16 protein-coding genes and 1 other RNA gene are annotated in these 15,395 nt (G+C 49.1%); all 17 read left to right on the top strand.

Features of this window, described 5'->3' with window-relative positions:
- Complete coding sequence (locus tag C7E10_RS01605; RefSeq protein ID WP_231085812.1) at positions 1–783, top strand: class I SAM-dependent methyltransferase; 783 nt, start codon at positions 1–3, stop codon at positions 781–783.
- A complete protein-coding gene (gene miaA, locus C7E10_RS01600) occupies positions 773–1,705 on the top strand; it encodes a tRNA (adenosine(37)-N6)-dimethylallyltransferase MiaA (protein WP_105325641.1) in 933 nt (310 codons plus the stop codon). Before C7E10_RS01605 ends, miaA begins: the two co-directional genes overlap by 11 nt.
- 15 nt (positions 1,706–1,720) lie before the next feature.
- Complete coding sequence (hfq, locus tag C7E10_RS01595; protein ID WP_105325640.1) at positions 1,721–1,972, top strand: RNA chaperone Hfq; 252 nt, start codon at positions 1,721–1,723, stop codon at positions 1,970–1,972.
- Positions 1,965–2,870: a site-specific tyrosine recombinase XerD gene (gene xerD, locus C7E10_RS01590; RefSeq protein ID WP_200820175.1), complete on the top strand. Its 906-nt coding sequence runs from the start codon at positions 1,965–1,967 to the stop codon at positions 2,868–2,870. Before hfq ends, xerD begins: the two co-directional genes overlap by 8 nt.
- A gap of 10 nt (positions 2,871–2,880) precedes the next feature.
- Entirely contained in the window at positions 2,881–3,852 is a 972-nt protein-coding gene (locus tag C7E10_RS01585) for a divergent polysaccharide deacetylase family protein (protein WP_105325638.1), read from the top strand.
- A 12-nt stretch (positions 3,853–3,864) separates the two neighbouring features.
- The gene (htpX, locus tag C7E10_RS01580) at positions 3,865–4,725 is read left to right on the top strand and encodes a zinc metalloprotease HtpX (RefSeq protein WP_105325637.1); all 861 of its coding nucleotides are present in this window, start codon (positions 3,865–3,867) and stop codon (positions 4,723–4,725) included.
- Between the two features lie 173 nt (positions 4,726–4,898).
- Positions 4,899–6,119: a sodium/glutamate symporter gene (locus C7E10_RS01575; protein WP_105325636.1), complete on the top strand. Its 1,221-nt coding sequence runs from the start codon at positions 4,899–4,901 to the stop codon at positions 6,117–6,119.
- 589 nt (positions 6,120–6,708) lie between these two features.
- The gene (locus C7E10_RS01570) at positions 6,709–7,419 is read left to right on the top strand and encodes an anaerobic ribonucleoside-triphosphate reductase activating protein (RefSeq protein WP_105325635.1); all 711 of its coding nucleotides are present in this window, start codon (positions 6,709–6,711) and stop codon (positions 7,417–7,419) included.
- 384 nt (positions 7,420–7,803) lie between these two features.
- The gene (locus C7E10_RS01565) at positions 7,804–10,188 is read left to right on the top strand and encodes a ribonucleoside triphosphate reductase (protein ID WP_105325634.1); all 2,385 of its coding nucleotides are present in this window, start codon (positions 7,804–7,806) and stop codon (positions 10,186–10,188) included.
- Between the two features lie 121 nt (positions 10,189–10,309).
- Positions 10,310–10,656, top strand: a transfer-messenger RNA (tmRNA) gene (gene ssrA / locus C7E10_RS01560).
- A gap of 579 nt (positions 10,657–11,235) precedes the next feature.
- Entirely contained in the window at positions 11,236–11,466 is a 231-nt protein-coding gene (locus tag C7E10_RS01555) for a hypothetical protein (protein WP_105325633.1), read from the top strand.
- Between the two features lie 361 nt (positions 11,467–11,827).
- Positions 11,828–12,091, top strand: a complete 264-nt coding sequence (locus C7E10_RS01550; protein ID WP_105325632.1) for a hypothetical protein — start codon at positions 11,828–11,830, stop codon at positions 12,089–12,091.
- Between the two features lie 127 nt (positions 12,092–12,218).
- A complete protein-coding gene (locus C7E10_RS01545) occupies positions 12,219–12,482 on the top strand; it encodes a hypothetical protein (RefSeq protein ID WP_105325631.1) in 264 nt (87 codons plus the stop codon).
- A 249-nt stretch (positions 12,483–12,731) separates the two neighbouring features.
- Positions 12,732–13,040, top strand: a complete 309-nt coding sequence (locus tag C7E10_RS01540) for a hypothetical protein (protein ID WP_105325630.1) — start codon at positions 12,732–12,734, stop codon at positions 13,038–13,040.
- 221 nt (positions 13,041–13,261) lie between these two features.
- On the top strand, positions 13,262–13,471 hold the full coding sequence (locus C7E10_RS11930) for an LSM domain protein (RefSeq protein ID WP_146109032.1): 210 nt from the start codon (positions 13,262–13,264) through the stop codon (positions 13,469–13,471).
- A gap of 120 nt (positions 13,472–13,591) precedes the next feature.
- A complete protein-coding gene (locus tag C7E10_RS01530) occupies positions 13,592–13,789 on the top strand; it encodes a helix-turn-helix domain-containing protein (RefSeq protein WP_105325628.1) in 198 nt (65 codons plus the stop codon).
- A gap of 663 nt (positions 13,790–14,452) precedes the next feature.
- Positions 14,453–15,325 carry an ATP-grasp domain-containing protein gene (locus tag C7E10_RS01520; RefSeq protein ID WP_231085844.1) on the top strand — a complete coding sequence of 291 codons (873 nt, stop codon included), beginning with the start codon at positions 14,453–14,455 and terminating at the stop codon, positions 15,323–15,325.
- Positions 15,326–15,395 lie beyond the last annotated feature (70 nt).

Below are 15,395 nucleotides of genomic sequence, written 5' to 3'. Positions count from 1 at the left end.
GTGGACTATGCAGTAACAGTGGGCCGCAAAGGCGGCACGGACCAGGTGCTGGAAGCCCAGGCCTGGGCCAAAGAGCTGCACCTGCCCTTCCTGGAGAGGGAAGGGGGCCTGGAAAAAATGCTCCGCCGGTACGGGCTGAAGGCCTTATTGGCAGCCACCCGGCTGGGACCCCAGGTGTATACGGAGCAGGGGGTTATGCGCTACCATCCCGGCATGGCCATGCTCCGCATCAAAGTGATTAAAAGAGGGGAGCCGGACCATCTGGCGCGAGCCTGCCAGTTAAAGCCCGGAGATCGGTTCTTTGATGGGACTCTGGGCCTGGGGGCGGACGCAGCGGTGGCGTCCTTTTTGGTAGGACCTACCGGGTATGTGCTGGGAACGGAGGCTTCCCCGGTTATCTACAAAATGACCTCCCTGGGTCTTAAAAACTACAGTGAAGGAGAATCTGACTTTTTGGCAGCCCTGCGGCGGATAGAGGTACGTCACGGTATTACGAAAGACCTTTTGCGGCAGCTGCCGGACAATTCTTTTACGGTGGTGTACCTGGACCCCATGTTCCAGCGGCCGGTGGAGGGTTCCTCCAGCATGACTTCCCTGCGGCCAGCTTCCTACAAGCACCCTTTGGACTGGGAAACCGTGGAGGAGGCTCTGCGGGTGGCACCTCGGGTAGTGATCAAGGAGCGCTTCCGGGAAGTATTGGAAAACCTGGGTGCCCAGGAAATCCAGGGCGGCCGCTACAGCAAGGTAAAATACGGAATTGTCAGGAGGAATCATGGAAACTAAACCTAAGGTGATTGTTATCACCGGCCCTACGGCTACCGGCAAAAGCCACTGTGGCATCCGTTTAGCCCAGGAGCTGGATGGAGAAATCATTTCCGGGGATTCCATGTGCGTTTTCCGCCGGATGAATGTAGCTACGGCTAAGCCTACGCCGGAAGAACTGGCCCTGGTGCCCCACCATCTTATTGATATTTTGGAACCCAATGAAAAATATTCGGTGGTGGATTTTCAGCAGCAGGCCGATGCCCTGATTAGAGATTGCCAGGCCAGGGGCAAGATGCCCATTATTGTAGGGGGAACTGGGCTCTACATCAAGGCACTGCTGGAGAAGTACGAATTTTCTTCGGTGGATGAATCTGCCAAGCTACGCCGGGAATTAGAGGAGTTTGCCGAACATAACGGCAATGCAGCCCTTTACCAGCGCTTAAAAGAACTTGATCCACAAGCCGCTGCACAATTGAAGATTAACGACAGAAGGCGTATAATAAGAAGTGTAGAAACCATACTGGGCGGAGACAGGGTTTCGGTGGAAAGGGCCCCGGAAAGCCCCTATGAAGCCGCTGTCTATGGCTTGATTATGCCCAGGGAAATTTTGTACCAGCGGATTAACCGCCGGGTTGACATCATGGTGGAACAGGGTTTGTTTGAGGAAACCAAGGAACTTCTGGAGGAAGGCGTCGAGGGGGATGCCCAATCTATGAAGAGCATTGGCTACAGACAGGTCCTGCGCTATTTTGATGGGGAGTGGAGCAGGCAGGAATGCATTGACAAAATCAAGCAGGCCACCCGCAACTTTGCCAAACGGCAGATTACCTGGTACAAGAAAATGCCCTATATCCATTGGTTTGAACTGACAGAACCACCCTGTTATGAGGCTTGCATCAAAGAAATGATGGAGGACTTGCACCAAAAGAACTTTTACTAAGGGGAGTAAAGAATTATGACAACAACCACCAGCAAACCGCTAAATTTACAGGACAGCTTTTTGAACAAAGTCAGAAGTGAGAAACGGTCCATTGTGATCTATCTGCTGAACGGCTTTCAAGTAAGAGGAAAAGTATGGGGATTTGACAACTTTACTGTCATCATGGAGTCCGAGGGAAAACAGCAGCTGATCTATAAGCACGCTATTTCTACCATCGCACCCTTGGAGGCAGAACCTGTCTTAGTCCTAAAAAAAGGGAATGATTAGGGTGACACTAAAAAACAAGCTGGAAAAAGAGATCGAAACCTTTCTGGACTATCTGACCGTAGAGTTGGGGCTCTCGGTAAATACCAGAGAGTCCTACGGCAGAGATTTGCGCCTGTTTGCAACCTGGACCAAGAAAAGCCTCTCGGAAATTACCCGGGATGATATCGTCCAATATTTGCAGGTGCTGAAAGCTGAAAACTATGCAGCTACTTCTTCCGCCCGGAAACTGGCCGCCCTGAAGTCGTTTTTCCGTTTTATGGTAACGGAAGGCTACATCAAGGATGACCTGTCGGAAGTGGTAGAGGCTGGCAGCCGCGGTATGTTGCTGCCCAAGGTCCTGAGCCTGGACGAAGTAAAGCGTTTGTTTGCCCAGCCCAACCTGAGCCAAAACGAGGGCTTTCGGGACCGGACCATGCTGGAGGTCATGTACGCCACCGGCATGCGGGTCACAGAATTGCTGAGCCTGACGGTCTCCAGCGTAAATCTGCAGACCCATTACGTCATTGCCTATGGCAAGGGCTCTAAGGAACGGCTTATTCCTTTGGGGAAATATGCTGTGTCCTATTTGGAAGAGTACATCAACCGGGTGCGTCCTCATTTTCTGAAGGCGGGCCGGGAATGTGATCTGCTGTTTCTGACGGTGCGGGGTACCGGCATGACGCGGCAGCGTTTCTGGCAGATCATCAAAACCTACGGGCAGCAGGCTGGCATCAACAAGTCCCTGACGCCCCATATCCTGCGCCACTCCTTTGCCACCCATATGCTGGACAACGGAGCGGATCTGCGTACGGTGCAGGAACTTCTGGGACATGCGGATATTTCCACTACTCAGATTTATACCCATTTGACCAACAACCGCCTGAAGGCTGTGTACGACAAGGCACACCCCAGAGCGTAAAGGACAGATTATGAAAAAAAGAGCCACCAGAAGAAGCCAGCGGGGGAAACGGGGTCCCTTCCGCTGGCTGCTGGGACTGGCCGTATGTGCCGTCCTGGTGGGAATGGTGTATGCAGCCACAGGGCGAGGAACGGAGACGGTTCCTGGCTCTGCGGCCAAAACCATTACCGATACCGTGAAAAAGAATCTGCACCCGTCAGAGAAAACCCCGGAAACCAAAACCGAAAAACCACCGGCCAAGAAGACGGAGCCCCAGCAAAAGGCTTCGCCTTCTTCCGCTACAAGGGAGGAAGGTCCCCTGGCAGCGCTGTCCGGTCAAAAATATCACGGGAAACTGGCCGTCATTATCGACGACTGCGGCTACGCCCTGGATCCGGTACGGACCCTGACCAGCCTGCCTTTTCCGTTTAGTTATGCCGTGATTCCCTTTAAACCCAACAGCAGTGAGGCCCTGTCCATCATTAAGGGCAGCGGGCACATTGCCATGCTGCACCTGCCCATGGAACCTGTCAGCGGCGGCAGTTCTGAGACCCGGGCTGTACGGGTGGGGATGACCGCTGAACAAATCCAAAATTATACCCGCGAAGCCATCGACAGCCTGCCAGGAATCCAGGGGGTCAACAACCACCAGGGTTCCAAAGCCACCTCCGATGGGCCTACCATTCGGGCGGCGCTGAAGGTTATTGGCGGGGACGGCCTGTTCTTTGTGGACAGCCGGACCATCAGTACTTCGGTGGCAGAAAAAATTGCCCGGCAGGAAGGGATTCTTACGGGGCATAATAGTATGTTCCTGGATAACAGCAGCGATATTGCGGCCATTCAGGAGCGAATTGCGGAAGCCATCAAAGACGCGGACCGCTACGGAGCCATGATTGTCATCTGCCACGCCCGCCCCAACACGGCGGAGGCCTGGCGGCGCAGCGAAGCCGCAGTAAAGACTTCCGGCATTACCCTGGTCCCGGTAACGGACCTTTTGCAATAGGAGGAATCTGCAATGCTGAAAACGACCCTGCTCATGGGCTTTCTGACAGCCCTGATGCTTTTGATTGGTGATTATGTGGGAGGAACCAGCGGCATGACCTTTATGCTGGCTTTTTCCCTGTTGTCCAACGTACTGATGTATTGGTTCAGTGACAAAATGGTCATTGCCCAGTATCGGGCCAAACCGGTGGACGCCCAAAGTGCCCCCATGCTCTACGGCATTGTAGCCCGTTTGGCTGAGCGGGCTGGACTGCCCATGCCCAAAGTGTACGTGGTGGATACGGCTCTGCCCAACGCCTTTGCTACCGGCCGAAACCCGGAACACGCAGCGGTCTGCGTGACCACGGGCCTAATGGAAACCCTGGAACCCCGGGAAATCGCCGGCGTTCTGGGCCACGAAATGAGCCATGTCAAACACAACGATATCCTGATCAGCACCATTGCGGCCGGCATGGCCGGGGTGATTTCCCTGCTGGCCCGTTTTGCCTATTGGTTCGGCGGCAGCCGGGACGATGACCGGAGAAACCCGCTGGGGGCCATCCTGATTCTGGTGCTGACACCTTTGGCAGCAGCCATTATCCAACTGGCCATTTCCCGGACCCGGGAATATATGGCGGACCATACCGGGGGTGAGCTCTGCGGAGATCCTGACGCCCTGGCGGACGCCCTGGAAAAGATTGACGGCTACGCCCATATGCGTACCATGCCCCGGGCTACGGAAGCTACAGCCCATATGTTTATTATCTCGCCTTTTAGTGCCCGGGATGCTAAGGCCCTGTTCAGCACCCATCCGTCCACGGAGCAAAGAATCCAGCGGCTGCGGGCAGAAGCGAAAGAAATGAAACAAAAGGGCCAGATTGATCCCATTGTTTGAAAAGTACACCATTACAGAATCATTAAGAAAAAATTATAGGTGCAAATCTTCTGATAATTGCATTGAAATTTCATATGCAACATGATACAATAACCCTCAAGAGAAAGTCATGCAACTGGAGCGCTACATGATTTTCCAAAGAGGGTTTTTATTATTAGAGGGGGTATTATTTTATGGGACCTATGGTAATCAAATTATCCATGTTCCACACACTGGCTTTGGCTGTATTGTCTATCTGGTTTGGTAACTGGCTGAGAAGCAAGTTCTCCATCCTGAAGAAATATTGTCTGCCCGGTGCTGTAGTAGGCGGTACGATTTTTGCAATCATTTCTTTGGCACTGTATGAATTTGGCGTTTGTGAACTGAACTTCGATTACAAAGTAGCCAACAACCTGTTCTACTGTATCTTCTTCGCGGCTTCCGGTGCTGGAGCAAGCTTGTCCCTGCTGAAAACCGGTGGTAAGTATGTTGTCCTGTTCTGCATTTCCGCAGCCGTCCTGTCAGCCCTGCAGAACGCTCTGGCCATTGGCCTGGGCCAAGTTCTGCACGTTCCGCCGCTGATTTCTATGATGACCGGTTCCATTCCTATGACCGGTGGTCACGGCAACGCTGCTGCTTTTGCTCCGGTAGCTGTTAACATGGGCGCTCCGGCTGCCCTGGAAGTAGCTATTGCAGCTGCTACCTTCGGCCTGATTTCCGGTTCCATCATCGGTGGTCCGTTCGGCCGTTTCATTATCAGAAGACATCACCTGGAAGATCCTTCCCAAGATGGTAAGGGCCTGTCTGCTGAAGAAACTGGTAATGCTACTGGTTTAGCCATCTACAAAGGGGACGTTATTCAAGCTATGTTCCTGATGATGCTGGCTCTGGGCGTTGGTGACGTTTTCATGGTAATCCTGAAACACTTCTCCATCAACTTCCCGATTCACGTATGCTGCATGTTGGGTGGTATTCTGGTACGTCTGTACTACGATTCCAAACCTGGCAACCATGACCGTCTGTACGAAGGCATTGACACCGTCAGCGACTTCTCCCTGGGTCTGTTCGTAGCTATGTCCATCATCTCCATGAAACTGTGGCAGCTGTCCGGTTTGGGCCTGCAGCTGTTCATCCTGTGCATGGCACAAGCTGTGTTCATCATCTTCTACTGCTACCTGGTAGACTTCCCGCTGATGGGCAAGGATTACGATGCAGCTATCATCTCCGTTGGCCATACTGGTTTCGGTCTGGGCGCTGTGCCTGTATCCATGACCACCATGACCACCGTCTGCGATACCTACAGATACTCCAAACTGGCATTCTTCGTAGTGCCCGTTATCGGCGGTTTCTTGAGCAATATCACCAACGCAGTGATCATCACCTGGTTCCTGAACTTTGCTCACGGCCTGATGTAATCTGGCCAGTTTCGCAGTCTTGGGTTTGCTCCAGAAGGCCTGCCAAGCAGCTATTCCGGTTTTCCGGAATGGCTGCTTTTTTACGTTGGAACCTGGGGAGAAGGGGAAGCCGGCAGTAAACTGCACAGGCTGGGTATTTGTCTGGAGGGTTCCCCGGGGGCGCGCCAGGTACTTTCGCGGGGCCGGGAATGGGAGACGTTTGGCTGGGCTGCGGGAGTGCCTGGCAGGTGACCCGCGCGGCTTTTTTGCAAACCACAAATTATGATTGAATTACTTAATGAATGAATATTCCAAAAATACCGACATAGAAAAATAATTATGCATATTGTATTATGTACACAAGATTGCTAGCTTGTAGAACTATAAGAAAAACTGAGGATTTCGGAAAAGCTGCAGCAAAGGGTCCGATTTGTGGTATCATAGGGAAGGTTATGTGCCGGAACTGGCAATGTGGTCCGGCACAGTATTAAACAACGGGCGAAGGGCTTTCCTGTCTGGGCAGGAGCCTTTTGCCAAAGCAGCGCGGCAGGCTGGGCTGGACTTAGGCCCGTCTGACACGCAGCAGGAAATTTTGAAGGAGGCATGGCATATGTTCATTGCGGGCTGGCAAAAACTCAGTCTGGTGGATTATCCGGATAAGGTGGCTTGCACCCTGTTTACCGGCGGCTGCAACCTGAGATGCCCCTATTGCCACAATAGTGAGCTTCTGGACGCCCAAATCCCGGCCCTTCATATCCCAGATATCCTGGAGTATTTAAGAAAACGACAGGGCATTTTGGACGGTGTGGTGGTTTCCGGGGGAGAACCCTGTATGCAGCCGGACCTGGCAGATTTTTTGGGAGAGCTGAAACAACTGGGGTATCTGACCAAACTGGATACCAATGGCTGCTATCCAGCGGTGCTGCAGGAACTGCTGGACAAAAAGCTGGTAGACTACGTGGCCATGGACATCAAGAATTCTCCCCAGGGCTATGCTGCAGCCAGTGGGGTGGAGCAGGTGCCCTTGGACCTGATTTTGCAGAGCCTGCGGCTGCTCTTTTCTCATAAAACGGCCTTTGAGCTGCGTACCACCACTGTGGCACAGCTGCATACCAAGGAACGGTTTCAGGAACTGCAGAAGGCGTTTTTGCCCCTGGTAGAGGCCTACGGCAGGAAGATTCCCGCCTACTACCTCCAGGCCTTCCAGGACCGGGATACGGTACCCTTTGCCGGCCTTTCTGCTCCCACCAAAGAAGAACTGGAAGCCTATGCGCAATTGCTGCGGCCGGTGGCGGACAAGGTGGCACTCCGGGGCGTTTAGCAGGAACCTGGCGGAGCAGCTGGCGGACAACCGCTGGCTGCTTGACTTTTGTGAAATTATTTTTAGACAGCGAATATTTGTTTATGCTGCTTGGACAGGTGTTTTTGAAAAAATTCGGAAAATTTTCCTCTTGACACAAGATACAGGTCAAGAGGAACGCAAAATTTCTTTTTTCCAGGGACCTGACCTTACACTCAGAACGGGAGAGAACCCATGTACTGGGGCTTTGGGAGATTTCCGTGAAAAATTGTTAAAAAGCGTAAACATACTATATATAGTATTTATTAAAATAAACAATACATCATATTGACAACACCCGGGAAACGGGGTAGAATAAACAAGCACACAGAAATTGCGAAATCGAAATGAAAGAGGGAATCAGCCATGTATTCGGTGGTAAAAAGGGATGGCAAAATCGTAGACTTCGAAATTGCCAAAATCAGTAAGGCAATTACAAAGGCCTTTGAGGCACTGCATAAGAACTATCATCCCAGTATTATCAATATGATGGCTCTGCAGGTGACAGCTGACTTTGACCCTAAGATCAAAAACGACCTGATTGGTGTGGAAAGCATCCAGGACAGCGTGGAAAAAATCCTGTCCGATGCGGGCTATGCTGATGTGGCCAAGGCGTATATCCTGTACCGGAAACAAAGAGAACAGGTTCGCAACGTGAACTCCGCTTTGCTGAACTACAAGGACCTGGTGGACAACTACCTGAAAGTCAACGACTGGCGGGTAAAGGAAAATTCCACTGTGACCTATTCTGTAGGCGGTCTGATCCTGTCCAACTCCGGTGCCATTACAGCCAACTATTGGCTCAACGAAATTTATGACAAGGAAGTGGCGGATGCCCACAAGAGCGCTGCCATGCACATCCACGACCTGTCCATGCTCACCGGCTACTGCGCCGGCTGGAGCCTGAAACAGCTGATCCAGGAAGGCCTGGGCGGCATCCCCGGCAAGATTACTTCTTCCCCGGCCAGCCACCTGTCCACCCTGTGCAACCAGATGGTAAACTTCCTGGGGATTATGCAGAATGAATGGGCAGGAGCCCAGGCGTTCTCTTCCTTTGACACCTACCTGGCACCCTTTGTAAAAGTGGACCACCTGTCCTACAAAGAAGTGAAGCAATGCATCCAATCCTTTATTTACGGCGTGAACACTCCCTCCCGGTGGGGCACCCAGTCACCGTTCTCCAACATTACTCTGGACTGGACGGTTCCCGAGGACCTGAAGGACGTGCCGGCCATTGTAGGCGGCAAAGAATGCGACTTTACCTACGGCGACTGCAAAGCCGAAATGGATATGGTCAACAAGGCCTTTATCGAAAACATGATTGAAGGGGACGCCAACGGCCGCGGCTTCCAGTATCCCATTCCCACGTACTCCATCACCAAGGACTTTGACTGGAGCGACACGGAAAACAACCGGCTGCTGTTTGAAATGGCCGCCAAATACGGTACCCCGTACTTCTCCAACTATATCAACTCCGACATGAAACCCAGCGACGTCCGCAGCATGTGCTGCCGTCTGCGCCTGGACCTGCGGGAACTGAGAAAGAAGTCCGGCGGCTTCTTCGGTTCCGGGGAATCCACCGGTTCCGTAGGGGTTGTCACCATCAACCTGCCCCGGATTGCCTACCTGGCCAAGGACGAAAAGGACTTCTATGGCCGTCTGGACCATATGATGGATATTGCCGCCCGGAGCCTGAAAACCAAGAGAACGGTCATCACCAAACTCCTGGAGGCCGGCCTGTACCCCTATACCAAACGGTACCTGGGCACCTTCAACAACCACTTCTCCACCATTGGCCTGATTGGTATGAACGAAGTAGGCCTGAACGCCAACTGGCTCCGGAAAGACCTGACCCATCCGGAAACCCAGAAGTTTGCCAAGGAAGTGCTGCTGCACATGCGGGAGCGCCTGAGAGACTACCAGGAACAGTACGGCGACCTGTACAACCTGGAAGCAACCCCGGCAGAATCCACCACCTATCGGCTGGCCAAGCATGACAAGGAACAATATCCTGACATCATTACCGCCAACGAACACGGTACCCCGTACTATACCAACTCTTCCCACCTGCCTGTGGGCTACACCGAAGATATCTTCTCCGCCCTGGACGTCCAGGATGAACTGCAGACCCTGTACACTTCCGGTACCGTTTTCCACGCCTTCTTGGGCGAGAAACTGCCGGATTGGAAATCCTCTGCCGCCCTTGTGAAGAAGATTGCCGAAAACTACAAGCTGCCCTATTTCACCCTGTCTCCTACCTATTCCATCTGCAAGGAGCACGGCTATTTGGACGGCGAGCAATACACCTGCCCGTACTGCGGCGGAAAAACCGAAGTCTACAGCCGGATCACCGGGTACTATCGGCCGATTCAGAACTGGAACGACGGCAAGGTACAGGAATTCAAGGACCGGAAGGTTTATGACCTGGCCCATTCCTACCTGCACAAAGCAGAACCCAGTAAGGCAGAACGCCCTGTATTTATGGTAAAGGAAGAACAGGCTCCCAGCACGGCCCAAAGCAACTGGATTCTCTTTGGTACCCATACCTGCCCCAACTGCAAGCGGGCGGTACAGGAACTGAAAGCCAAGGGAGCTGATTTCCGGGAAATCTTCGCGGAAGAACATCCTGAACTGGCAGAGAAATACCAGGTGCAAAGCGCACCCACCTTGCTGGTAAAGAGCGGCGAGGAACTGTCCAAGATTGAAGGCTTTGGCCCCATTCGGGCATTCCTGCAAAAACAAAGCCAGTAAACTTAACTAGGAATGGAAGAAGACCTGCTGCGGCAGGTCTTCTTTTAGACTGGGCAGGGAATTTTATCAGCTTTACAAAATAGGAAATTCCATGCTATAATAAATTATTACAAATACCCTTGGGGATGTACCGGTTTCGACGGGGGTAGATGTGGTGTGATAAGCGAGCTGGGATTCCATCAACCCCATTAAACGGTGGAAACGCGTTATAAACGCAGACGATTCTTACGCTTTAGCAGCTTAAATGCTAACGTCTCCCTTCTTCATTCCTGCTGAAGAAGAGCAGACGACACTTGCAGGATACCCATGGACCAATTCTCGGAGGCCTGTGGGGAAACCCATCGAGATAGCAGCTGATTAGCCCGCCGTTAGGCGATGAGGCTGCGAAATAAAGTATGACGGATGCGCTCGGAGAAAGTTGCATGACAATGCTTTCGGACAGGGGTTCGACTCCCCTCATCTCCACCATCTTTCGGATTGAAACCGTGACGGTTTAGCAAGAACCGCAGCAAGCCTGAATAAGGCTGGCTGCGGTTCTTTTTTGTTTGCGGAAAAGGGGCGCGGAGGAGTATCCTGCCAAAAGTGCACATATTTTGCACACAGGCCATTTCAGGTTTCCCTCAAAAAGTGGAATTGCACACAGCTTGCTGCAGGAACTGACCGTTCTTTTACCCATACTTTCTGCTATACTGATATTAGAAGAGCAAAGAGAAGAAAGTTTATAAGTTCACTAGCACTGCAACAACCAGGGCACAGCAATCAACTGAGGAGCAGTCAAAGGCAGAATATAATCTCTGTAAAGGAGCTGATGCCAACTGGAAAAATTTAAAAGATCGACAGGAGTCGATGTTTAGGAACACGGTTTTTTGAATTCAAGAGATGAATATACTAAAGAAGAAATTGAAGACCATAAAAGTGACAATAGAACAACACAAGAAAGACTGCTTCCAAAAGGGTGAGATATATCGGCAATGAGAATAAAGAAATTGTTGGAAAAACAACAAGATAATTGGCCGATGAGGAAAGAAAGGAGGGTGTGGATATATTATGAACAGCCAAATCTTAAAAGATAGAATCAGTTCTTTATTTACACACGTACTCTTTGATTACAAGGGTATTCATTGTGGGGTAGACCCATTTTCAGCACATGAATTCGACGTGTGGTATGGTGATAAATACGAAACAATGAAAAGCATTGAGGAAGTTATGAACAAACCTTTTTTTGATGGTAAAAGCCTGTCGGAAATATCTTCAGAAATAGAAAATGTTGAGTTATAGAGGCTGTGAAAAAATGAAAATAAACTTCCTCAGTCAGCCGTGCTGGCTGATAACTCCTTAGCAGTTCACCGTATCCAAAGCAGCTACGCACCAAGGTAATTTCTCTTTGGACGGCTGTTGTATGGCTCACATTAGACAAGAGCCTTGTAGTCCCCTGTTATGCTCTAGGATGTGAGCGAAATACTGAAGGGGCCAATTCGTACCCATAAGGTTTCCAGTGTTTATCAATAATAGCACTATAGTTCAGTCAGTAGTTGACCAGCAGGGGCTGTTTTACATATTAGAACTCGATTTATCAATGAAGTGGCATCAGCTATAGTTCACAAGGCCGATATAATCTTTATTGGAAGGAGGGATTTCGATGTCTGTACTGAAGTATTGGAATAAACGAATACCGGAGATTGAAAAATATTGTGCCGAACATCATCTTTCCGTCAAAAAATTTAGAGCCGCAAGAAAGTGTTTTGGGCCAGATGATTATTGCGTTCTTGCTGATACTCCTCCCAATTACGATGTGAATGCTCCCCTGCCTCCTGCATTGATTGTTAGAAGTCAAGGTGATGCGTTGACTTTTGAGCAGACCGAGTATACGCAGAAAACTTTGGGCAATGATGATGAAGACTAAAAATGGAGTGAAGGGTGCTGCAACCATTATTTCGGCGGCAGCGTCGCTGCTGGGCAGGTAAAAGCACTTCTGTTTTGGCAGGGTACGCTTTATGCCTGTATAAAATTTATGAGAAGGGATGATTTCGATGTCAGATGTTAAGTATTGGGAAAAACGAATACCGGAGATTGAAAAATATTGTGCCGAACATCATCTTTCCGTCAAAAAATTTAGAGCAGCAAGAAAGAGTTTTGGACCAGATGATTATTTCGTTCTTGCTGATACCCCTCCAAATTACGATCTGAATGCCCCCCTGCCTATTGCCTTGATTGTTATAAGTCAGGGTGATGCGTTGACTTTTGAGCAGACCGAGTATACGCAGAAAACTTTGGGCTATGACGATGAAGACTAAGAACGGATTTAACGTGTGCCATAATCGTTATCTCGGCGGCAGCGTTGTTGCCAGGCAGCTAAAAGCTCTTCTGTTTTGGCAGAGTACTTTTTAATACCGCAGGCGAAAAAGATTGTGTTTCATTGATTCTGCATGTATTGGAGTAATAAAATCTGATGCCTATTTATTTGCCCTTCATTGGTACAGAAATGCTAATATGAAATTCAATGTTTGATTTAAATCAAAAGTATTAAGAGAAGGTGATGTGCCGTGAAGAAAAAAATTGTTGGAAAAGTGCGTTATGTAGGTCCGGATTTAGGTGTTACTTTATTAAAATCTAATGTGATTTATGATGTGGTAGGCATTGAACCACCTTTCATTCGCGTAATTGATGAGTCAGAGGAAGATTATCTTTACTACATGTTAAGGCCGCAATCCCTTGATAAAGAAGGACTGTACGGGAAATTTGAAATCGTGGAAGATGAAGACGGACTACTTGCAGAGGCAATGGCTAGACAAGAAGAAATAAAAAAAGAGTATTTGAAAACGCACCCGCCTTTAGTGAGAGAAGAAAAATAAGCTGACGATTTTTATAGATGAAGTATAAAAATTAGTTAATAATTTCCATGGAATTGAATAAATTTTGCATAGTAATAACGGAGGATAGAATCGAAGAGGTTATAGAAGACACGGTAGTAGGTAGTTTGCCTTACATAACAACGAGAAGCAGGAACAAAAGGGTTTACAATTTACTACCCAAAGACAGAAACTCATGTCGTATCAAGGCGGGTGGAACGATAATGAAAAACATATATGAATATTTAGGCCGAAACGTGGAAATAATCGACGTGGACGAAAAGAGTTGGAAAGGTCACGTGTCCGGTTACTATCCAGCTGGTGAAATAGAAGATGATGAAGATGAATTTATAGTTTTAGACGTACCAGGAATTGAAAATAAGGGATTCACTTTTTACCCTTCTGAAATAAAATCAATAAGAGAGCTTGATTAAGCCCCTATTTCGGGTAATTGTTGCAGTAGCTGTTGTTGCTTATACTGCGCGGGAACCATTTGACGATATGCCTGCAAACGGGCATAATAAGAGCATAGATACATTTTGGGGGTGAATGGAATGTTGCTGGATGAGGTGATGACAGCTGCGGAAGCAGCGGAAATTTGGGGAAAATCTCCTGTTACGGTGCAGCAGGCATGTACGGGGTATAAAGGAAATGCTCCCCGGTTTTTGCCAACCGAAGCCAGAAAGGCTGGCCGGATTTGGCTGGTGACCCGGGAAGGAATGAACCGGCTGTATGGTGAACCGAAGAAATAAGCAACAAGAAGGGAGTCCCTGCGAGGGGCTCCTTTTTTGTTTGGTTCAAATTGTACTGGGCAGCCGGGAAGAAAACGACAGCAAAACTTCTGGGAGCTTTTTTGACCAGGACATCTGCTATACTGAAGGGAGAAGAAAAACTGGAGGGATTTTAAAAACTGCAAACGTTTTACAGTGTGGCTAGCTGTGAAAGAATCAGATCTTATTCAAGAGGCAAGGTCTTGTTTATGTTTCCAATATGTAAATGTATGACGTGCAAACATTATGCTGTTTATCCAAGGGAAGACATGATAGGCCGTCCTTATTGTGATGCTTTTCCTGAGGGAATCCCTAAGAAAATTTGGTGGGAAGAAATAAAGCACGATAAGCCGTATCCTGGTGATAATGGCTTGCGGTATGATGCTGCTTATGAATATACACGGCAAAAGCGTAATGGCAATAGGGCTTAGGGTGATTACGGGCTGTGGTATGAATCGTATGAGGAGGGGGGAGAAACATGGACAAATATATTTCTTATCTGGCACTGGCAATATCTCTGATTGCACTGGCTTTGGCAATTTTGAAGTAAAGACAGGAGGGATTTGATACTTTGCCAAGAAGCGACAAAATCTGTATAGCGCAGGCACCGAATGCAGGAGGTTTTATATAAGAAAAAAGGTAGTGATGGCGTTGGTGAGTATGCTTATTTTTCCTTCCAGTTATTTTGACCCTAAGAAAGTAGATGAGGAATTGCGAGAGGAGTACCTGGCAGCATTGGGTACTGGATTGTTTCGAGCGACTTTATTTGGGTATGATGCCTGGTTTGAGGAAGGCAGACTGATTCTATCCACTGCTCCCGCAGAGCTTACAAGGGCGGTTTACAGGGGGTGGATGATGAAACCGGAGCAATATGAAAAATTTTATAACCTGCTGCTGAAGGAGAATATCCAATTAATTACCAGTCCGGAACAATATAAGTTGCTGCATACTTTTCCCAATGTGTATCCATACGTGGAGGCAGATACAGCGAAAATGCTGATTTATCCACTTCATGCGGAGATTCCAGTGGCTGAGCTTCAGAAACAGTTCTCCCGCTTCATGGTGAAAGACTATGTGAAGTCAGTTAAGGGAACAAAGTTCCCCAAATATTTTGATGCAGCGGTAACTCAGCAGGAGTTTGATTATTGGATGGGAGAATTTTACAAGTACCGGGGAGACCTGCTGACAGGCGGTATCTGTATTAAAGAGTACCTCCCGCTAAAACGGTATGAAAATCATACAAACGAATATCGAGTGTTTTACATCAACCATATACCGGCATCAATCAGTCGCAATTCGGGCCAAGGAACAGCTACCCCAAGGCCTCCGCAGAAGCTGATTGACCACTATCGCAGGCTGGGCAGCAATTACTACACCGTGGATTATGCCGAGTTAGAAGATGGAAATTGGAAAATTCTTGAGACTGGGGACGGCGGCGTTTCCGGACTACCGGATTCTGTAGACTATGAAACATATTACAAGACGCTATATGAGTGTCTTAATGGCTGCTCTACATAAGGTGGAACATGTGATTGCTTCAAAAAGAAATGTGGATGTAGGGTAGGTATGGGGATTGGGGAATCGGCTT

Source organism: Acidaminococcus hominis (genome assembly GCF_900291475.1).
Taxonomy (GTDB): domain Bacteria; phylum Bacillota; class Negativicutes; order Acidaminococcales; family Acidaminococcaceae; genus Acidaminococcus; species Acidaminococcus hominis.
The sequence above is the reverse complement of the archived record's forward strand: the minus strand, read 5'-3'. Positions and strand labels throughout refer to the sequence as shown.

Bases quoted from the DNA above. Each gene is read 5' to 3' on its own strand.
- miaA (WP_105325641.1), top strand. From the start codon at position 773: ATGGAAACTAAACCTAAGGTGATTGTTATCACCGGCCCTACGGCTACC.
- hfq (WP_105325640.1), top strand. From the start codon at position 1,721: ATGACAACAACCACCAGCAAACCGCTAAATTTACAGGACAGCTTTTTG.
- xerD (WP_200820175.1), top strand. From the start codon at position 1,965: ATGATTAGGGTGACACTAAAAAACAAGCTGGAAAAAGAGATCGAAACC.
- C7E10_RS01585 (WP_105325638.1), top strand. From the start codon at position 2,881: ATGAAAAAAAGAGCCACCAGAAGAAGCCAGCGGGGGAAACGGGGTCCC.
- htpX (WP_105325637.1), top strand. From the start codon at position 3,865: ATGCTGAAAACGACCCTGCTCATGGGCTTTCTGACAGCCCTGATGCTT.
- C7E10_RS01575 (WP_105325636.1), top strand. From the start codon at position 4,899: ATGGGACCTATGGTAATCAAATTATCCATGTTCCACACACTGGCTTTG.
- C7E10_RS01570 (WP_105325635.1), top strand. From the start codon at position 6,709: ATGTTCATTGCGGGCTGGCAAAAACTCAGTCTGGTGGATTATCCGGAT.
- C7E10_RS01565 (WP_105325634.1), top strand. From the start codon at position 7,804: ATGTATTCGGTGGTAAAAAGGGATGGCAAAATCGTAGACTTCGAAATT.
- C7E10_RS01555 (WP_105325633.1), top strand. From the start codon at position 11,236: ATGAACAGCCAAATCTTAAAAGATAGAATCAGTTCTTTATTTACACAC.
- C7E10_RS01550 (WP_105325632.1), top strand. From the start codon at position 11,828: ATGTCTGTACTGAAGTATTGGAATAAACGAATACCGGAGATTGAAAAA.
- C7E10_RS01545 (WP_105325631.1), top strand. From the start codon at position 12,219: ATGTCAGATGTTAAGTATTGGGAAAAACGAATACCGGAGATTGAAAAA.
- C7E10_RS11930 (WP_146109032.1), top strand. From the start codon at position 13,262: ATGAAAAACATATATGAATATTTAGGCCGAAACGTGGAAATAATCGAC.
- C7E10_RS01530 (WP_105325628.1), top strand. From the start codon at position 13,592: ATGTTGCTGGATGAGGTGATGACAGCTGCGGAAGCAGCGGAAATTTGG.
- C7E10_RS01520 (WP_231085844.1), top strand. From the start codon at position 14,453: ATGGCGTTGGTGAGTATGCTTATTTTTCCTTCCAGTTATTTTGACCCT.